At 34.4% G+C, this 17,310-nt stretch carries 16 protein-coding genes, 2 tRNA genes and 2 other annotated features; of the genes, 11 read left to right on the top strand and 7 right to left on the bottom strand.

Annotation, left to right across the window (positions count from 1 at the left end):
• Positions 1-346: 346 nt before the first annotated feature.
• Positions 347-2,158, top strand: coding sequence for a glutamine--fructose-6-phosphate transaminase (isomerizing) (gene glmS, locus A5821_RS07290; protein WP_086313910.1), 1,812 nt, complete (start codon positions 347-349; stop codon positions 2,156-2,158).
• An 83-nt stretch (positions 2,159-2,241) separates the two neighbouring features.
• Here the strand turns inward: glmS and A5821_RS07285 are convergent, their stop codons facing one another.
• Both A5821_RS07285 and A5821_RS07280 read right to left on the bottom strand, forming a co-directional pair.
• Positions 2,242-3,747 carry a HAMP domain-containing sensor histidine kinase gene (locus tag A5821_RS07285; RefSeq protein WP_086313909.1) on the bottom strand — a complete coding sequence of 502 codons (1,506 nt, stop codon included), beginning with the start codon at positions 3,745-3,747 and terminating at the stop codon, positions 2,242-2,244.
• A complete protein-coding gene (locus tag A5821_RS07280) occupies positions 3,737-4,435 on the bottom strand; it encodes a response regulator transcription factor (protein ID WP_086313908.1) in 699 nt (232 codons plus the stop codon). Before A5821_RS07280 ends, A5821_RS07285 begins: the two co-directional genes overlap by 11 nt.
• Positions 4,436-4,563: 128 nt before the next feature.
• Between A5821_RS07280 and A5821_RS07275 the strand changes: the two genes are divergently transcribed.
• Positions 4,564-4,908, top strand: coding sequence for a hypothetical protein (locus A5821_RS07275; protein WP_086313907.1), 345 nt, complete (start codon positions 4,564-4,566; stop codon positions 4,906-4,908).
• Positions 4,909-5,151: 243 nt separating this feature from the next.
• Here A5821_RS07275 and A5821_RS07270 read toward each other — a convergent pair whose 3' ends face one another.
• Positions 5,152-6,045, bottom strand: a complete 894-nt coding sequence (locus tag A5821_RS07270) for a C40 family peptidase (protein ID WP_086313906.1) — start codon at positions 6,043-6,045, stop codon at positions 5,152-5,154.
• Between the two features lie 389 nt (positions 6,046-6,434).
• On the opposite strand from A5821_RS07270, the gene A5821_RS07265 reads away from it, so the two are divergent.
• The 5 genes from A5821_RS07265 to A5821_RS07245 all read left to right on the top strand — a co-directional run bounded on the left by A5821_RS07265 (position 6,435) and on the right by A5821_RS07245 (position 10,538).
• Entirely contained in the window at positions 6,435-7,016 is a 582-nt protein-coding gene (locus tag A5821_RS07265; protein WP_086313905.1) for a TetR/AcrR family transcriptional regulator, read from the top strand.
• Between the two features lie 144 nt (positions 7,017-7,160).
• A complete protein-coding gene (locus tag A5821_RS07260) occupies positions 7,161-8,252 on the top strand; it encodes an ABC transporter permease (protein WP_086313904.1) in 1,092 nt (363 codons plus the stop codon).
• Between the two features lie 4 nt (positions 8,253-8,256).
• Positions 8,257-8,928 carry an ABC transporter ATP-binding protein gene (locus A5821_RS07255; protein WP_086313903.1) on the top strand — a complete coding sequence of 224 codons (672 nt, stop codon included), beginning with the start codon at positions 8,257-8,259 and terminating at the stop codon, positions 8,926-8,928.
• Between the two features lie 207 nt (positions 8,929-9,135).
• The gene (locus A5821_RS07250; protein ID WP_086313902.1) at positions 9,136-9,426 is read left to right on the top strand and encodes a hypothetical protein; all 291 of its coding nucleotides are present in this window, start codon (positions 9,136-9,138) and stop codon (positions 9,424-9,426) included.
• 134 nt (positions 9,427-9,560) lie between these two features.
• Positions 9,561-10,538: a hypothetical protein gene (locus A5821_RS07245; protein ID WP_249921842.1), complete on the top strand. Its 978-nt coding sequence runs from the start codon at positions 9,561-9,563 to the stop codon at positions 10,536-10,538.
• A gap of 1,079 nt (positions 10,539-11,617) precedes the next feature.
• On the opposite strand, the gene A5821_RS07240 is transcribed toward A5821_RS07245, so the two are convergent.
• Positions 11,618-11,689 (bottom strand) — tRNA-Arg (locus A5821_RS07240).
• Positions 11,690-11,749: 60 nt separating this feature from the next.
• Here A5821_RS07240 and rpoN point away from each other — a divergent pair.
• Positions 11,750-13,075 (top strand): RNA polymerase factor sigma-54, encoded by a 1,326-nt coding sequence (gene rpoN, locus A5821_RS07235; protein ID WP_086313900.1) that lies wholly within the window; start codon positions 11,750-11,752, stop codon positions 13,073-13,075.
• 79 nt (positions 13,076-13,154) lie between these two features.
• Here the strand turns inward: rpoN and A5821_RS07230 are convergent, their stop codons facing one another.
• From A5821_RS07230 to A5821_RS07220, 3 genes are all read right to left on the bottom strand, one after another.
• Positions 13,155-13,649, bottom strand: a complete 495-nt coding sequence (locus tag A5821_RS07230) for a GNAT family N-acetyltransferase (RefSeq protein WP_086313899.1) — start codon at positions 13,647-13,649, stop codon at positions 13,155-13,157.
• Positions 13,650-13,708: 59 nt separating this feature from the next.
• Positions 13,709-14,032 carry a YrdB family protein gene (locus A5821_RS07225; protein ID WP_086313898.1) on the bottom strand — a complete coding sequence of 108 codons (324 nt, stop codon included), beginning with the start codon at positions 14,030-14,032 and terminating at the stop codon, positions 13,709-13,711.
• A 134-nt stretch (positions 14,033-14,166) separates the two neighbouring features.
• Positions 14,167-14,239, bottom strand: a tRNA-Thr gene (locus tag A5821_RS07220).
• A gap of 191 nt (positions 14,240-14,430) precedes the next feature.
• On the opposite strand from A5821_RS07220, the gene A5821_RS07215 reads away from it, so the two are divergent.
• The 3 genes from A5821_RS07215 (at position 14,431) to A5821_RS07205 (ending at position 17,309) form a co-directional block, all read left to right on the top strand.
• On the top strand, positions 14,431-14,691 hold the full coding sequence (locus tag A5821_RS07215) for a zinc-ribbon domain-containing protein (RefSeq protein WP_086313897.1): 261 nt from the start codon (positions 14,431-14,433) through the stop codon (positions 14,689-14,691).
• Positions 14,692-14,760: 69 nt separating this feature from the next.
• Positions 14,761-14,995: a binding site (T-box leader), on the top strand.
• 76 nt (positions 14,996-15,071) lie between these two features.
• Positions 15,072-15,323: a binding site (T-box leader), on the top strand.
• Positions 15,324-15,393: 70 nt separating this feature from the next.
• Positions 15,394-16,242, top strand: coding sequence for a MetQ/NlpA family ABC transporter substrate-binding protein (locus A5821_RS07210; RefSeq protein WP_086313896.1), 849 nt, complete (start codon positions 15,394-15,396; stop codon positions 16,240-16,242).
• Positions 16,239-17,309: a methionine ABC transporter ATP-binding protein gene (locus A5821_RS07205; RefSeq protein WP_086313895.1), complete on the top strand. Its 1,071-nt coding sequence runs from the start codon at positions 16,239-16,241 to the stop codon at positions 17,307-17,309. The genes A5821_RS07210 and A5821_RS07205 overlap by 4 nt, the downstream gene beginning before the upstream one ends.
• Position 17,310 lies beyond the last annotated feature (1 nt).

Genomic DNA, 17,310 nt, shown 5'->3' with positions numbered 1-17,310 from the left:
TTGCAGTTTCTATTTGAATTTAAGAAAAGGAGGTCAGTTAGACCAATAACGGAATAGCGCCAGGCCTGAGTAATCAGGTGACGAGGAAAGAGCTTATCGAAAGATTCGGCGGATAGCTCTAGGGACTGTACTCTAAAAGTTGGAAAGAAAAATTAATTGCAAAATTATAACAAAACGCCAACTATGCAGAATAGAAACGCACGATGAATTATCAAGAAAATCAAACGTACTAATAGTCAAAAATCCAAAGTGAGTTTAACAGGAAATAGCTAAGGATTCTGTTAAGTCGTTCATGTTTTTTCTTGATAAATCCCCTAAGACAATTGAGAAAGTAGGATATGGAGATATGTGTGGAATTGTAGGAATTATTGGAAAAGAGAATGCGACAGATATTTTAATTCAAGGATTGGAAAAGTTAGAATATAGAGGATATGACTCAGCTGGGATTTTTGTAACAGGGAAAAATAAGGAAGATCATTTAGTAAAATCCTTGGGAAGAATTGCTGATTTACAGAGCAAAATCAATTCAGACGTTCAAGGTACAGTAGGAATTGGTCATACAAGATGGGCCACACATGGAAAACCAAGTGAAAGAAATGCCCATCCTCATACATCAAGCAATGACCAGTTTATTTTAGTCCACAATGGTGTGATCGAAAATTTTGAAGAAATAAAACAGGAATTTCTTCAAAATAAACAATTAGAAGGCGAGACGGATACTGAAATTGTGGTTCATTTGATTGAACACTTTTCAGAAGCAGGAATGGAAACAAAAGAAGCTTTTAAGAAGGCTTTGACCGTGATTCAAGGTTCATATGCTTTTGCGTTGATCGACAAAAATGATCCAGATACAATTTATGTCGCTAAAAACAAAAGTCCATTACTGATTGGTCTGGGTGATAATTTTAATGTGATTTGTAGTGATGCGATGGCAATGCTTGCTGAGACCAATCATTTCGTCGAAATTACAGATGGTGAAATGGTGATTGTCAAAGCGGATAAGATAGAAATCGAAGATGAAAAAGGCAACCTTGTTTATCGTGAGTCGTATGAAGCGCAATTAGATTTAAGTGACATTGAAAAAGGCACATATCCTTATTATATGTTAAAAGAGATCGATGATCAGCCGACTGTTATGCGTCGAATTATTCAAGAATATACGGATACATTTGGAACAACAGTGATCGATAAAGAAATTATTGAAAAAATAACTGCTAGTGATCGTATCTATATCATTGCTTGTGGTACTAGCTATAACGCTGGATGGGTTGGCAAAGCAATTCTTGAGCAAATGACAAACATCCCAGTTGAAGTCCATCTTTCAAGTGAGTTCGGCTATAATATGCCGTTACTATCCGAAAAACCATTTTTCATTTTTTTGAGTCAAAGTGGAGAAACAGCGGACAGTCGTCAAGTATTGGTACAGACGAATAAACTAGGATTGCCATCACTAACACTAACCAATGTAGCAGGGTCTACTTTATCTAGAGAAGCTGATCATACATTACTTCTTCATGCTGGACCAGAAATAGCTGTTGCGTCAACAAAAGCATACACTGCACAAATAGCTGTTTTAGCAGTTCTTGCTAAAGCTGTGGGAGACAACAAAGCACATCAAGCATCACTGGATTTTGATATCGCTCATGAGTTAAGTGTGATTGCAGCTGTTATGGAGACCATAATCGATGAAAAAATGCTTATTAGTCAGTTAGTTGAAGATTATTTATCAACAACGAGAAACGCTTTTTATATCGGACGGGGCGTGGATTATTATGTATCGATGGAAGCTTCATTGAAATTAAAAGAAATTTCTTATATTCAAGCTGAAGGTTTCGCAGCTGGTGAGCTAAAACATGGGACAATCGCCTTGATTGAAGAAGGAACACCTGTGTTTGGTGTGATTACAGATGAAAAAACGGCAACACATACTCGAGGAAATCTAAAAGAAGTTGAAAGTCGTGGAGCGCATAATTTTGTGATTTCTCTAGCAGCGTTGTCTAAAGAAACAGATCAGTTTATCATCCCGGACGTGCATCCCTTATTAACGCCATTAGCTAGTATTATTCCGACACAATTAATTGCTTACTTTGCGACATTACAAAGAGGCTATGATGTAGATAAGCCACGTAATTTAGCGAAAAGCGTCACAGTAGAATAAGAAAAAATAAGCTTTGGATAAAACTAATTTTTAGTTTTATCCAAAGCTTTAAATTCGAAAAAAATGGTTCTATTATTATGTTATTAATCTTGTTTTATCGGTATCATAACATAAAAAGTTGTTCCTGTTTTTTTATCACTACGAACGTTTAAGCCAAAATGATGACGGTCAGCAATTTCTTTGGCAATTGCTAAACCAAGTCCTGTACCATCTAATTGTTTTTTTGAGTGAACTTGATGGAAACGTTGGAAAATTTCTTTTTGTTCCTTTGGAGAAATATAAGAATCAGGATTATGAACCCGAATGACTAAATGCTCTTTTTCAAGAGTCGATTGAACAGTAATAGTTGCTTTTTTTGGAGAAAATTTGATTGCATTTTCAATCAAAATAACAAAAAGTTGGCGAATTCTACCGTAATCACCATTGACAATAACGGGGTGTTTTAGAGAATTCTCTAATAATAATTGTTGTTCTTTTTCTGCCGCTTTTAACCGTAAACTTCTCAAACTATCTGACAGAATATCGTTGATTGAAACAGGCTCCATAGCAATTGTAAACTCAGGATTTTCAAGTCTAGACAGTTCTAATAAATCATTGATCAATCGTTCTAAAACAATTGATTCAGTTAAAAGTTGTTGATGATATTGCTTGATTTTTTCGGGTTGATTAATCAGGCCATCATTCAATGATTCGAGGGAACCTCGAATAACAGTTACTGGAGTTCGTAATTCATGAGAGATTGTAGATAAGAAGTTTTTCTGTGCCTGTTCACGGTTTTCTCTCTGAAATTTTGCTTCAGCAAGGCGATTTTTTAGAATTGTTAATTTTTCTCCTAGTTGTCCCATTTCATCTTTTGTATGGATATCTAAAGATTCATCATATTTTTCGACAACAAGGTCTTCAGTGAAGTGACTCATTTTATTGATAGGAGCGATGAATTTTTTTGATAGTAAAATAGAGAGTAAAAGGCCGATGATCCAAGCCATCAAAATACTGACTAAAAGCAGTAAATAGCCTTGACTCTCTTCCTTCTGGACAGTAGAGATGGCTGAATGAAGTAAGACTACAGCTAGAACGTCTCCAGTATTATTTTTTATAGGTGCTCCAACAGTCACAGTCGGTTCGCCAATAAAATTACTAAATGCATCACTTGTTGTCGTTTTACCAGTATAAACTTTTCTGATAACGTCTCGAGCGTTATCAGGCAATTCATTATACTCTTTAGTATGCATACCGTGACCAACCGTAATGGTATCAGCATTCTCATCAACGATCCAAATATCGTCCATTGCCAATTGATCCATAAATTTAAGAAATGAAGAATACCCCATGCCCATTTTCATCGAAGAGTTTGAGCCCATCATGCCATGCATGGAAGAACTACTATCATTAGTCGTTTCTTCTTGTTCGGTAAAATAATCATTCAACGTATCTGCGATAACAGTTGCACGTCGAGTCATTTCTTCTGTATGGATAGTAACTGTTTGTCTTGAAAATAACGTACTGAATGCTAGACCGATCACTAAAGAAAAAAGAAGTAGCGTAAGCGAAAAGTAAAGAATGAGTTTTCTTGTTAGTTTATTTTTCATTTTTCCCCTCAAATTTGTAGCCTTGCCCCCACACTGTAGCGATTTCCCAGTTTGGATGATCGGCTTCATCTAATTTTGCTCGTAATCGTTTGATATGGGTATCGACAGTTCTTGCATCACCAAAATAATCAATACCCCATAAACTATCCAGCAAGTTGTCTCTAGAAAACACTTTTTCTCGGTTAGCTAAAAGTAACCAAAGAAGCTCTAATTCCCTTTTGGTCAAAAGAATTTCGTGCTGAGAGATAGTGACTCTTTTCTCTTCCAAGTAAACAATCAAGTTATCGTAGACCAGTTGTTTCATCGTGTGTTGATTTTCTTCAGTACGTTCGATTCTTCTTAGAATTGCTCGAATTCTTGCCATGACTTCGCTAGGTGAAAAAGGTTTAACGATATAATCATCTGCTCCAATATCCAATCCCATGATTCGGTGATAGTCTTCACCTTTTGCTGTGACCATAATGATGGGTACATTGGATGTTTCGCGTATTTTTTTGCAAACGCCAAATCCATCAATTTTTGGAAGCATGACATCCAGTAAAATCAGCTCGATCGAATGGGTAAAAAAAGCAGTTAAAGCTGCTTGCCCATCGGAAGCTACAATTGGATAAAAGCCTTCCTTTAGGACATATTCTTTTAGAACCTCTGTGATTTGTAAATGATCGTCAACGATCAAAATATTTTTCATGAGATTATCCTCCTCGTTTCTCCTTTCATTATAGTCAATTATTGTCTATTTGGGGAATTTATTTTCGACACATATTTGACACATGTATTCATTAAACTAAAGTAAAGTCATAAAGGAGGAATTAAGTAATGAAGAAGAAAATGATTAGTGGATTACTTGTAATATCGTGCCTAGGGGCATTAGGTTTTGCCGCTGTTAGTGAGGCTGTGGGAAGTATGGAAAATAGTCGGATGAATAGCTTTGAAATGAGACACAGGGATAGAAGATATCGCGAGTCTAGAAATGATGAAGAAGTTGAATTAGAGAAAAAAACAAATTATGATGAGGTAACAAAGGACGAAACAAAAGAAATTCAAACTAATAGGGAAGAAGTAAAGGATTATTCATATAATAGAAGGGAAAGTAGAAACCGAAATCATATGTCTGGCATGAGACAAAGACAGCATGATAGGATGAACAATTCTTGTTGGTAAAACAATAAAGAAGGCAAAAAAAAAGCATTCCCCCATCGGAGAGATGGAGGGAACACAAATCAAATTACACACAACCATAAAATACCATACTTTCTCATAATTCTCAACAATTTCGATCGTTGTGTAAAAAAATGAGAATTATTTTAGAGTAAAAATGTATTTTATTAAAAATAGTGTGAATTTCATTGTTGAATCGATATTTGATTTATAAAAATAAATAGACAATCGTGCTGTGGGATCGATTTACAAAACTCTCACAGCAAAATCAGGAGCATAAGAAGCAACTGTTGCGACTTGTACAACATCTCCAGGAACAGGTGCGTGAATATAAGAACCATCACCAGTGGAGATTCCTACATGATAGGTCCCGCCATGACTTCCCCAAAAAACTAAATCACCAGCTTGTGCCTCTGACACTGAAATCGTAGCCCCAGCAGTTTCTTGGTCAATCGTAGTTCGACCTAAAGAGCGTCCTGCAGAAGCAAAAGCGACTTGGACTAAACCAGAACAATCAAATGAATCAGGACCAGCAGCACCATATACATAGGGCTTGCCCAAATGTGTTTTTGCAGCAGCAACAACAGCCGACCGTATGTCGGTTTGTTTTGCTTGTTCTTCTTTTTGTTTTTCTATCTGAACAATTTTTTCTGATAACTGCGTCTCTTGCTTGGTTAATTCAGACTGCTGTTTGGAAATAGCTTCTGTATCTGATTGTAACGAGCTTTGTTTTTGTTTTAATTTCGCTAACTGTTCTTCTTTTTCAGTGGAAGAGTTCCTTGTGACCATGATTGGTGAAAGAGTAGATGTAAGTGTCATGTTCTGACTATTATCAAGTTCTGATAGTTCAGAAATAGTGCTACTGGACTTGATTTTTTCTAACTGATCAAGGTCAATTTTAATTTTTTGAATTTTTTTCTCTATACCTGAAAGCTGCTTGTTTTTCTCTAATTGTTGGGTTGAAAATTTTTGTTTGGTTTCTTTTAATTGTGTTAATTTTTTGGATGATTCTGTAATGAGCTGCTCTGAAGAGGAAGTAGTTTCTGTCGATGTTGCGAAGGCATGGTCGCTTAACAATAGACCGGCAGAAAGAGTTAGGCAGCTGAGAAGAAATTTAGTAATGAATTTTTTGTTTTTCAAAAAAAAAACGCTCCTTAAATAGTTGTATTTTCAGTATTGAATTTTTGAGAATGCTTAAAATAAACTTGTTGATCATGCATCTGCTATTTTAAAGCCAGTTACCATTTAACCACAAAGTGTTTAGAAAGTATGTAAAAGGTAGGTTAAATGTTTATTTCTTGATTTACAAAAAAGGATCTTTTATTTCAAATTAACAGGTTACTGTAATATAAAGAGGTTTAGATTTCAACAACAAGTGTTTTTAATAGCTAAGTTTAATAAACTTCAACAGCGATAATATTCTATCAATTGCCTACTCGTTTTTATTGACTATCTTTTTTTCTGATTTTGATTTAAAATAGTTCGTACAGTAAATAATTACGATTGTATGTAAAATTGGGGGCAAGGACATGAAAAAAGAAACCGTATTTGACGTCACTCATCAATCGATTTTAGAAATTGCGAAGGAACTTTTTTTAACGAATGGCTATAAAAATACTTCTACTCGTGATATTGCCAAAGCAGTAAAAATCACACAGCCGGCATTGTATTATCATTTTTCTAATAAAGAAGTTTTATTTATTGAAATAAATAAACAGATTGGTAATCAATTAAAATACGAAATAGAGCAGATTCAAAAAGAAGCAGATTCACTTGAAAATCAGTTGATTAAATGTACGAATGCATTGCTGAATGTTTATCATAGAGATATTTTTTCTTTCATTCATCAAAGTGCAGCTGAAATGGAGCAAGAAAATAAGCAGCAATTGTTTTATATTTTAAATGATTATTATCTAAAACCATTACAGGGGATTTTTGAATCAAGTCCTAGTCCGCTAAACCGTAAAGTGTCATCGCAAAAGGCGGCACAGTTTTATTTAATGAGTTTGTCATTGCTATTTTCAACGATTCATCAACTTTCTACAGAAAAAGAACGTTCAGAACAAATTGCTGAATTGATGGACATGGTTTTACATGGTGTTTTGTCTTAAAGAATTAACCGATTTTTTATCGAGTGATAAAAAAGTGTTGTTTAATTCTTTTTTTCATGATAGAATTTTTATCAACCGATAAAAAATGTTTGATTTATTTTTTTAAGCATTTTTTTATCAATTGATAAAAAAGAGGTGGAATCAATGTTTTTAGGTTTAGAAGAAATGAAGTTTTTTAAACTTAGGTATACGTTAGTAGTGGGTGTTATTGTATTAGTTGCTTATGTTGCATTTATGCTGTCTGGATTAGCGAATGGGTTAGCACAAGGTGTAAGACAAGGTGTTGATCAGTGGGATGCTACTAGTATTATTTTATCTGAAGATGCGAATAAGAGTTTGAATGCTTCAAGCTTGGTTATAGATGACTTAAATCAAGTTGAAGCTAAGGAAAAAGAACCACTTGGACAATACGCAGGAGCACTAAATAAAGTGGGACAAACCAAAGAGACTGATAAGATTAATATCTCACTTTTTGGGGTGACTGAAAATAGTTCGATAAAACCTAAATTAGTTGAAGGACGCTATTTTGAAAATTTAGGAGAAATTATTATACCGCAAAACTTGGTAGATAAAGGTATCAAGTTGGGAGATACTGTAAAAATTGGAAAACTCGACAAAGAATTAAAGGTCGTTGGAATCACCAAACAAAATAGTTTTAGCATTGTTCCGTTGATTTATACATCGATCGATCAATGGCAAGAGCTTAAATTTGGCAAGATTCTGGAAGGAGCTAAAGCACCGATCAATGGAATTGTTGTACGCTCTACCAAGACAAATGATATCAAATTTAAGAATGAGGATACTCATTTAGCTAAATACGAAATTGAAGAGTTTATTGAAAAACTCCCTGGTTACAGTGAACAAAATCTCACATTAAATGCTATGATTTATTTCTTGTTCGTCATTACTGCTGCGATTATTGGGATTTTCATCTATGTGATGACGTTGCAAAAAACAAGTTTGTTTGGTGTGATGAAAGCACAAGGAATCTCTAATGGATATATTATCAAATCAATTATTGCTCAAACTTTTATTTTAGGTGTGATCGGTGTTGCAATCGGTGTGGTGTTGACGTTGTTGACAAATCTTGTGTTACCTTCTGCTATGCCGTTTGAATTAGATAGCACTAACTTGTTGATTTACAGTATAGTGTTGATCGTAGTTGCTGTATTAGGCGGCGTTTTTTCAATCCGGACAGTAACCCATGTCGATCCGATGAAAGCAATAGGAGGGTAAAAAAATGACTGATATTTTATTAATGAATAATATTCGTAAAACATTTGGTAAAGGCCATGCGGAAGTAGAAGCTTTAAAAGGAATTGACTTAAAAGTTAAAGCTGGAGAATTTGTCAGTATTATTGGTCCTTCCGGTTCTGGTAAAAGTACATTTTTAACAATTGCTGGCGGTTTGCAAACACCTACATCGGGTTCTATTATGATCAATGGGAAAGATTTTACTCATTTAAATGAAAAAAAACGTTCGAGATTGCGCTTTGAAGAAATTGGATTTATTTTACAAACATCGAATTTAATCCCATTTCTAACAGTAGAGAATCAGTTCAAATTAGTAGACAAAATTGAAAAGAAAAAAACAGAGACACAACGAATAAACGAGTTATTATCTTCCTTAGATATTGCAGATTTGATCCATAAATTTCCAAGAGATCTATCTGGTGGAGAACGTCAACGTGTCGCTATTGCTCGCGCGTTGTTCAATGAACCAAGTTTGATCTTAGCAGATGAGCCAACAGCTAGTTTGGATACAGAACATGCCTATGAAGTCGTAAAAATTCTAGCAAAAGAAGCACACGAAAAACAAAAGGCAACAATTATGGTGACTCATGATCCAAGAATGATTGAATGGAGCGACAATGTCTATCGTATTGAAGATGGCGAATTGACGAAAGAGTAGTAAAAGATAAGCTGATAATAGTTAATTTAATTTTATATGACTGGGATATAACTCATAGAGTTAGGTTCCAGTCATTTCTTTTTAATTTTAAGTGTTATAAAAACTGATTTTAGGTTATGATGATAGTGGAGAAAAGTAAACAGTTAGGTATATATGTAGTTGGTATAAGAGATAAAAGAATCAAATAACAGAAAGAGAGGCAGTACAATGGATAATCGAGTAGAAGTAATGACCTTTTCGCAATTAAAAAAAATTGTAGAAGAATTAGATGCAAACACTGCTATCAATGATAATACAAAAGTATTTATTGATACTGGGTGGGACAGTGTTCAAGAGGTTGAACCAGAGGCTTTCCATGTAGAAGAAGTTGTGGAATTTAAAGTACAAGATGAGTTGACTAAAGAATTTTATGTTGGCTATACATTGATAGAAAAAGCAGAACGAATGCAGGCAAACGGTCAGGCAGAAGCCGCTGTCATTATTAGAAATCTATATTAGAAATTACTAGATTCTATAGTATACCTAGTTTCAAGCAAAAGTCTTTCCTTTTTAAAGGATACACACTATTTCCCTTTTATCTATTATTTATAAAAATAAGTGCTAAAATAGGGGAAATAATCATTAGGAAGGTGGTGTTTCTTTTGACAAATCAAATTCCATTTCCAAAGAATTACGAACGGTTTATTGAGTTGGGACAAGAAGCAGTAAAACAGAATAATTTGATTGAAGCAGTTGACTACTATGAACAAGCGTACGCAATCAAACAGGACTTTTCGCTGAATGTAGTGTTGGTAAATATATATTTAGAAATAAGTGAAAATGAACAAGCATTATCGTTAGCTTCAGAAATGAAAGAAAAGTATTTTTCATATTTAGATTATTTGGAGCTGTACATTCAAATTTTGATCCAAAATCATATGTTTATTCAAGCACATAGCATTATTAATGAACGAATTTTGATAGAACAAAGCGGAGAAATGAGGAAATTGATTTCTTTGAAGAAAAAAATTCGTCATGTTGAGCTAATGTATCAACAGTTTGAAGTTGGGAAAATCAAAGAACTTAAGGAAGAGTTGGATCGTTTAAATACGCATAATTACTATGAACAGTTGGCTATAGTGAAAAAAGCTGGTCAGTTGCCTCAAGATGAATTTATTGCGATTGGAAAAAAGATTTTATTGGATGCACAGGTACATAATTTGGTTCGGTCATGGATACTTGAAGAACTTGTAAGACTTCATGTTAAAGAAGAAGTTGATTTTTTGTGGAGAGATAACAAAAAATATACAGTAGTTCCAGCTTCTGTGGGCACCCCTTTGGATAGTGCAGCATATCAAAGAATTCTTTTGTTTTTAGAAAAAGAATTGATCAATGATGATCCTATTTTATTAGTAGATGTCATGGAAGAAATCAGACTGCATTTTGCATTACTTTATCCTTTGGCGGATGAAGTTATTGAAAATCCTAGGCTGTGGGCAGTGAGTTATATTATTTCCTATAACCATTCAATTGCGCAAAAGTATCAACTTGATGAAGATCGATCAGAAATGGAAAAAATCCAAAAGATCCAAAGCCAGCTTCGTTTTGAACTGGAGACAATGATTTTATAGTAAAAAAGAGTAAAGAGCTGAAAAGTCTCTTTACTCTTTTTTCGTTTAAAATGGCAAAAGCCGATTTACTTTCTAGTCATATGATTTATGAATAATAGCAACAGAAACGAAAGTAGGAAATATAAAAGAATACCTCCTTGGATAAAAGTGATGACTAAAAATAAAAGCTGATAATCAATATTTGTGAACTGATTAAAATAACGGCTAATAATAAACTCTGTAAAAGCTAACAGAAGTGACATAACGAATAACCTTGTGTGACGCTGACTCAATAGTATCAACTACCTAACTAAGATATTATAATAAAAATATATAATAACATATAAAAATAGTTTATTTTTTCATATTTTAAGTTGTATGAATAGATATTTGAGAAAAATATTTTCAGCATGAGTAGGAAGAAGATTGAGAGACAAAAGTAAGATAAACTTTGAAGATAATAGGTTTTTATCCTATCTGTTTTTTCTTACCTGAATATATATTAATGTATTTTGGTAAAAAGAGATTGTTTGCGAATTATTATACTTTTTTAAGAATATAAAAAATGAATTTGCCATTCGCTATGTCAGGTTGTTTTTATACGGACACAGACTAATTCTCTCTAATTTAGTGGGAAGAATAGCGATCAATGATGCGGTAAAAATAAATAGTATACAAGAAAAAGGTAATCTGTTATTTACAATAGAATGTCTATCTGTTTGTTATGACGTCGTTATGGAGGAAAGAGGAGTCATAAAAAAAATATATGTGGAGGACTCTAGAGTTGTGATGTACAAAACACCGATCATACTTTTAGAAGTAATCGATTAGTTTTGACAGGGTTTAACTAAACTTGGGTTGTTAATAAAAAAATTGCTCATCATTTAGTAGAGTAGTCTGGGTATAAAAACCTAGACTTTTTCTTTTTGGAAAAAAATTAAAAAAAGCATACCTAGCAAGAGTTAATTGATTGATAATAAATTAGTAGTTAGAAATTGAAAAACATAATGGTATTTTTTGTGATACAATAGAGGAGGAAAAAAGAGTTGATTTGAATAAAAAAATACCCCCTTTAAATTAAAGGGGGAAAGATTAGAAAACGCGCCCTGAGGGAATCGAACCCCCGTCTCAAGAACCGGAATCTTACGTGATATCCACTACACTAAGGGCGCAAGCACGTTTACTAGTTTAGCTGATATTTTGATAAATTACAAGGGGGAGGGGAAAAAATAATGAAATTTGAACAACATTTGTCACAACAACAAAAACAAGTTCAAAAGCTAGCTATGACACAACAATTACAGCAGTCTATTCAAATCTTACAATACAATTCAGAAGAACTTTACGCATACATAGAAGCAAAGTCCTTAGAAAATCCTTTAATTGATGTTCAATCAGAGACAAATTTTGGAGATCTTCCCTATTCCAGTGGTAAAACATATACCAATGAGGAACATAACTATTTAAATCAAATTCCTGATAACCATACATCGCTTTTTGAATATTTGATCGACCAAATTCATTTAAATTATCGAGATACCTATCTGCGAACATTGGTATTATTTTTAGTTGAGTATATCGATTTAAATGGTTATTTGATGATCGACTTAGAGGAAGCCGCTCTAAAAACAGGAGCAAAAGCAATTGAAATGCTAGATGCTTTGACGCTGATTCAGCAATTAGATCCAGCAGGAGTTGGGGCAAGGGACTTACGGGAATGTTTGATGTTGCAGATTGAGCGAGATGATACAGCTCCTGAATTGGCGTATATTGTCATTGAAGAAGAGTTTACTCATTTGGCTAATCGAAAATGGGGACTGATTGCTAAAAAATTTGATGTAGCATTGTCAGAAATTCAAACGATTTTTGATTATATTCAGACATTAACACCATCTCCTGGAAGCATTTTTGAATCAACTTCAGGGTTATACATACGTCCAGATCTAACGTTACGAATCGAAGAAAATCAGCTAACAGTTCTTTCAAATAAGACTGGTACACCGACCATTCAGTTTCAGCAAGCGTACTTTGAAAGAATGGAAGCAACGGATGATAAAGAAGTTCAAGAATACATCAAAGAAAAGAAAAATGAATTTGAGTGGCTGGAGAAAACGATTATTCAACGTGGGGATACGATTTTAAGAGTTGGCACGGAAATTGTCCAACGTCAGCAGGATTTCTTTTTTAAAGAGGATCGTCCATTAAAACCAATGACCTTAAAGGAAATTGCAGAATCATTGAACGTACATGAATCGACAGTTAGTCGGTCAGTTAATGGGAAATACCTAGAAACAGAATTTGGGGTTTTTGAGTTGCGTTCATTCTTTTCCCATGGTTTATCAAATGACGATACAGGAGAAGAGACCTCAACCAGTAGTATTAAAAAACAACTGCAAGCTTTAGTTGATAATGAAAATAAAGCGAAGCCACTTTCCGATCAGAAGTTGGTAGACTTGTTAAAAGAACAAGAAATTGAAATTTCCCGTCGCACTGTTACAAAGTACCGAGAAGCTCTGGGCATCCCTTCTTCTTCCAAGCGTAAAAGATATGACGAATAAAACATTAAGAATCGAAAAAGTGTCTAACTCTGAGAAAATAGAGCTAGACACTTTTTTAATTATTCAATAAATGAACGGGTTACGGCTGCCAAACTAAATGTTCCGAAGGTAAACCATCTTCAATACCTTGCCAAACAGAAATAAAGTGATACTTTTCCAATAGGTGCTTTGATGCACCATTTTTAGGATCAATAATGGCATAAAGAGTGGCTTGAGATAAGGTTTCTGATTGTTTTATCAAGTTTAATAGGGCTGAAATGATTTGAGTGGCATAGCCTTTTCCCCAGTGTTCAGGCAAAAGCATATAACCGATCTCTATTTTATTTTCTTCATCCCAAGACAATTTACCGAAACCAATATAGTCTTCTTGATCAAAAAATTTGTAATAGCCTGTTTGATCATTATGGGTTTTATTATAAGTTAAAATTTTGTCGAAATTTTCAATGGCTTCAAGTTCAGGCTCTACCTTTTCAGTGATGTAGCGCATCACACGAATATCTTTGGTGAGAACGGAATACAGGTGTTGATCATTTTTTTGATAGAATTCAAATAGTAGATTGCTATCATTGAACATTATGATTTACCTCCCAAGTTTTATTGTACGTATTTTTAAATTAAAATATGTTAATCTATTCAAAGTATATGGTCTAAAATAGTATTGACTGTTGTAACTAATAGATAGAGTATAGCAATTTTTTTATTTCCGACGATATAAGAAATGAAACCAACGCCGCCGAATAAGGTGATTTCAACAATAATTCGTTCAATTTCAGTTAACCGATCAGGCGATAAAGGAGCCATATATTTGCCCCAAAAAAGAACCGTACAAATGGGAAAACCAATACTGAATATAAGCTTTAGCATGAGTGTATTTATGTTTAAAGCCGCTGTTATCATTAAACCGATCGTGATTAATTCCAGTATGAATCGAACGCTGTCATTAAGTGTTTTGACCATGTTAGTCACCTACTTTTTTCTGGATTTTCGTTTGTCTTGTTTAATAATAACATTGGAGTTAAGGGGATAGTCAATACAACTATATCAAAAATGCTGCATCCTTGAATAATAAAAGGATACAGCATTTCTCAGTAAGCCACCTGACGGATTCGAACCGTCGACCCCCACCTTACCATGGTGGTGCTCTACCAGCTGAGCTAAGGCGGCAATATTAGTAATACAGGTAACAGATTACCGTAGATAGTAAGGTTTGTCAATATATTTCCTTGTACAATATAAGAACAAGAATGTTTATAACTTGTTATATAACTAAAGTATAATTCTATCTTATATCAAAATATTCTATTGACACAGAACTGCATGTATTGCTAAACTGAAACAAAGGGGAGAAAATAAATATGTTTATTGTTTGGGGTAGTACAGGATTTGAAAGAGATTTGGGAGATACAGTGATTCAATGCGATTGCAGTCACTGCAACAACGAAGTAATCATGCAAGGAAAGCAAGTAGGACGAAAATTCACGTTATTTTGGATTCCACTTTTTACCACATCGTCTAGTCACTACTTGTTGTGTCCAATTTGTGGATATGGCAAAGAATTATCTAAAGATGTCTTAGAGCAGTACTTAGTTAGCTCTGTAGAAACTATTACTGAGTAGACAAATTTAAAAAAAGGTTTGACAGGGAATTTATTTTCTAGTAATATACAACGTAACAACAAAAAGAATAACAGTCCGTTGAAGAGAAGAGTAAATTTGGACGTGCTTTACAAGAGAGTCTCGGTTGGTGAAAAGAGATAAGCGCATAAGAGTTGAAGATGGCCTCACGAGGACAAGCTGTTGATAGGTAAGCAGCTTCGGGAAAGCACCCGTTATCAAAGCAGCAAGTTATAAGACTTGGTCTAAGAAAAGTAATGATGATTACTTTAAAACAAAGGTGGTACCGCGATTATTCGCCCTTTACTAGTGTAAGCTAGTAGAGGGCTATTTTTATGCTCATCATGGAAATAGCGTCATTAGATTTTTTAAACAACTGAATAAATAAAGCAATGAAATGGAAAGTACGGATGAAACGATATCTAACAGAGAGCTTGGGTAGCTGAAAACAAGCGATAAACGAAATCTGGAAAATGGCCATTGAGCAGCGCTTCGAGTGAATTATTCATAAGACAGCGACGGATGTACCCGTTATAGTACTAGAGTATAATCGATCATTGATCGCCGTACTTGATGAGGATATCTATGTGAGTAGATATCAAATAGAGGTGGTAGCACGCAAAAGCGTCCTCAAATGTATAATTTTTATACATTTGAGGACGCTTTTTTTCTTTTTATAAATAACAATAATGGAGGGATAATAGTATGAAGAAAAAGTTATTGTGTATTGCATTGGTATTAGCAGGAATCGTTGGAATTGCAGCGTGTGGAAATACTGACAAGGCTTCATTAAACAAAGAAAAAGAAACGAAAATCATTCGAGTCGGCACATCACCTGGACCCTATAGTGAATTATTTTTAGAAGCCGTCAAACCTATTTTGGAGAAGGATGGCTATCAAATAGAACAAACAGAATTTACAGAATTGATCCAAGCTGATGTGGCACTATCAGAGGGGACTATCGATTTAAATGTTGACCAACATACCGCTTATCTAAACAATTTTAATGAAAATAAAGGAACTCACTTGGTTGGTATCACACCAATTCCAACTGTTCCAGCAGGGCTGTTTCCAGGGAAAAGAACTACGCTAGATGAAGTGAAAGAAGGCGATAAAATTGGGATTCCAGATGATGCTTCAAATACTGCACGAGCCTTCAATCTCTTACAAAAAGCTGGCTGGATCAAGTTAAAAACAGGAATCGATCCAGTAAAAGCAACAAAAGAAGATATTGTGAGTAATTCGAAGAATCTGGAACTGGTCCAAATGTCATCCGCTCAAATCCCTAGAAGTCTAGCAGATTTAGATTTTGCAGTGATTCCAGGAAGTATTGTATACAGCGCCAAGCTTGATCCAAAAGACAGTTTACTTTCGGAAGATGTGTTAAAAGACTACGAATTAGTCGCCACGATTGATGAGAAAAATTCAAAGAGTGATTGGGCTCAAGCTGTAGTGAAAGCTTATCATTCAGAAGAGTTTCAAAAATATTTAAAAGAGCATAATCAAGGAAATTACTGGTTTATTCCAAAAGAATTACAGGGGGAACAGAAATGATCGAATTAAAAAATATAGACGTTACTTTTTACCAGAAGAAACAGCGAATCGATGCAGTAAAAAATGTTTCTCTAACAATTGAAAAAGAAGATGTATTTGGAATTGTGGGGTATTCAGGTGCAGGAAAAAGTACTCTGGTTCGGGTAATCAACTTACTACAACGACCAACAGCTGGACAAGTGATCATCAACAACCAAAATATACTTTCTTTTTCAGCAAAAGAATTAAGGGCTCAACGGAAAAAAATCGGGATGATTTTCCAGCATTTTAATTTAATGAAAGAACGCTCGATTTTTGCGAATGTTGATTTTTCTCTAAAGTATTCTGGATTGTCGAAAGAACAACGTAAAGAAAAAATCGAACGACTGCTCGACCTAGTCGGTCTTTCAGACAAGAGAGATGCTTATCCTAGCCAACTGTCGGGCGGACAAAAGCAACGTGTAGCTATTGCTAGGGCATTAGCGAATGATCCCGAAATATTATTATGTGATGAAGCAACGAGCGCTTTAGATCCTAAAACAACAATTCAAATTTTAGACCTATTGAAGAAATTAAATAAAGAATTAGGCTTAACGATTGTTTTGATCACTCATGAGATGCAAGTAGTGAAAGAAATTTGTAATAAAGTAGCAGTGATGGAAGACGGACAGGTGATTGAAGAAAATGATATTGTATCGATTTTCAGCCAACCTAAAGAAACCTTGACGAAGGACTTTATCCGGACAGCAACACATATCGATCAAGCATTGGAAACAATTATTCAACATCCTAGTTTGACTGATTTGAGTGGAAATGAAGTGTTGGTGGAATTTTCTTATGTAGGAGAACAAACAAGCGAACCGCTGATTGCTCAGCTTTACAGTAAATATCATGTGGTGACGAATATTTTATATGGAAATGTAGAAATCTTGCAGCAAGTGCCAATTGGTAATCTGATCGTCATTCTTTCGGGAGAAGAAACTCAGCGAGATAGAGCTTTGGACTTTCTGCAAAAACAGGGTGTGAAAATCAAAGTTTTGAAAAAGAGCGAACCAAAAGAAAGTGTTATCCCGTTACATGTTATCTAAA

This window comes from Enterococcus sp. 7F3_DIV0205 (assembly GCF_002141365.2).
Taxonomy (GTDB): Bacteria; Bacillota; Bacilli; order Lactobacillales; family Enterococcaceae; genus Enterococcus_L; species Enterococcus_L palustris.
The sequence above is the reverse complement of the archived record's forward strand: the minus strand, read 5'-3'. Positions and strand labels throughout refer to the sequence as shown.

Excerpts from the sequence above, each read along its gene's own strand:
- glmS (WP_086313910.1), top strand. The coding sequence starts at position 347 with ATGTGTGGAATTGTAGGAATTATTGGAAAAGAGAATGCGACAGATATT.
- A5821_RS07285 (WP_086313909.1), bottom strand. The coding sequence starts at position 3,747 with ATGAAAAATAAACTAACAAGAAAACTCATTCTTTACTTTTCGCTTACG.
- A5821_RS07280 (WP_086313908.1), bottom strand. The coding sequence starts at position 4,435 with ATGAAAAATATTTTGATCGTTGACGATCATTTACAAATCACAGAGGTT.
- A5821_RS07275 (WP_086313907.1), top strand. The coding sequence starts at position 4,564 with ATGAAGAAGAAAATGATTAGTGGATTACTTGTAATATCGTGCCTAGGG.
- A5821_RS07265 (WP_086313905.1), top strand. The coding sequence starts at position 6,435 with ATGAAAAAAGAAACCGTATTTGACGTCACTCATCAATCGATTTTAGAA.
- A5821_RS07260 (WP_086313904.1), top strand. The coding sequence starts at position 7,161 with ATGTTTTTAGGTTTAGAAGAAATGAAGTTTTTTAAACTTAGGTATACG.
- A5821_RS07255 (WP_086313903.1), top strand. The coding sequence starts at position 8,257 with ATGACTGATATTTTATTAATGAATAATATTCGTAAAACATTTGGTAAA.
- A5821_RS07250 (WP_086313902.1), top strand. The coding sequence starts at position 9,136 with ATGGATAATCGAGTAGAAGTAATGACCTTTTCGCAATTAAAAAAAATT.
- rpoN (WP_086313900.1), top strand. The coding sequence starts at position 11,750 with ATGAAATTTGAACAACATTTGTCACAACAACAAAAACAAGTTCAAAAG.
- A5821_RS07230 (WP_086313899.1), bottom strand. The coding sequence starts at position 13,649 with ATGTTCAATGATAGCAATCTACTATTTGAATTCTATCAAAAAAATGAT.
- A5821_RS07225 (WP_086313898.1), bottom strand. The coding sequence starts at position 14,032 with ATGGTCAAAACACTTAATGACAGCGTTCGATTCATACTGGAATTAATC.
- A5821_RS07215 (WP_086313897.1), top strand. The coding sequence starts at position 14,431 with ATGTTTATTGTTTGGGGTAGTACAGGATTTGAAAGAGATTTGGGAGAT.
- A5821_RS07210 (WP_086313896.1), top strand. The coding sequence starts at position 15,394 with ATGAAGAAAAAGTTATTGTGTATTGCATTGGTATTAGCAGGAATCGTT.
- A5821_RS07205 (WP_086313895.1), top strand. The coding sequence starts at position 16,239 with ATGATCGAATTAAAAAATATAGACGTTACTTTTTACCAGAAGAAACAG.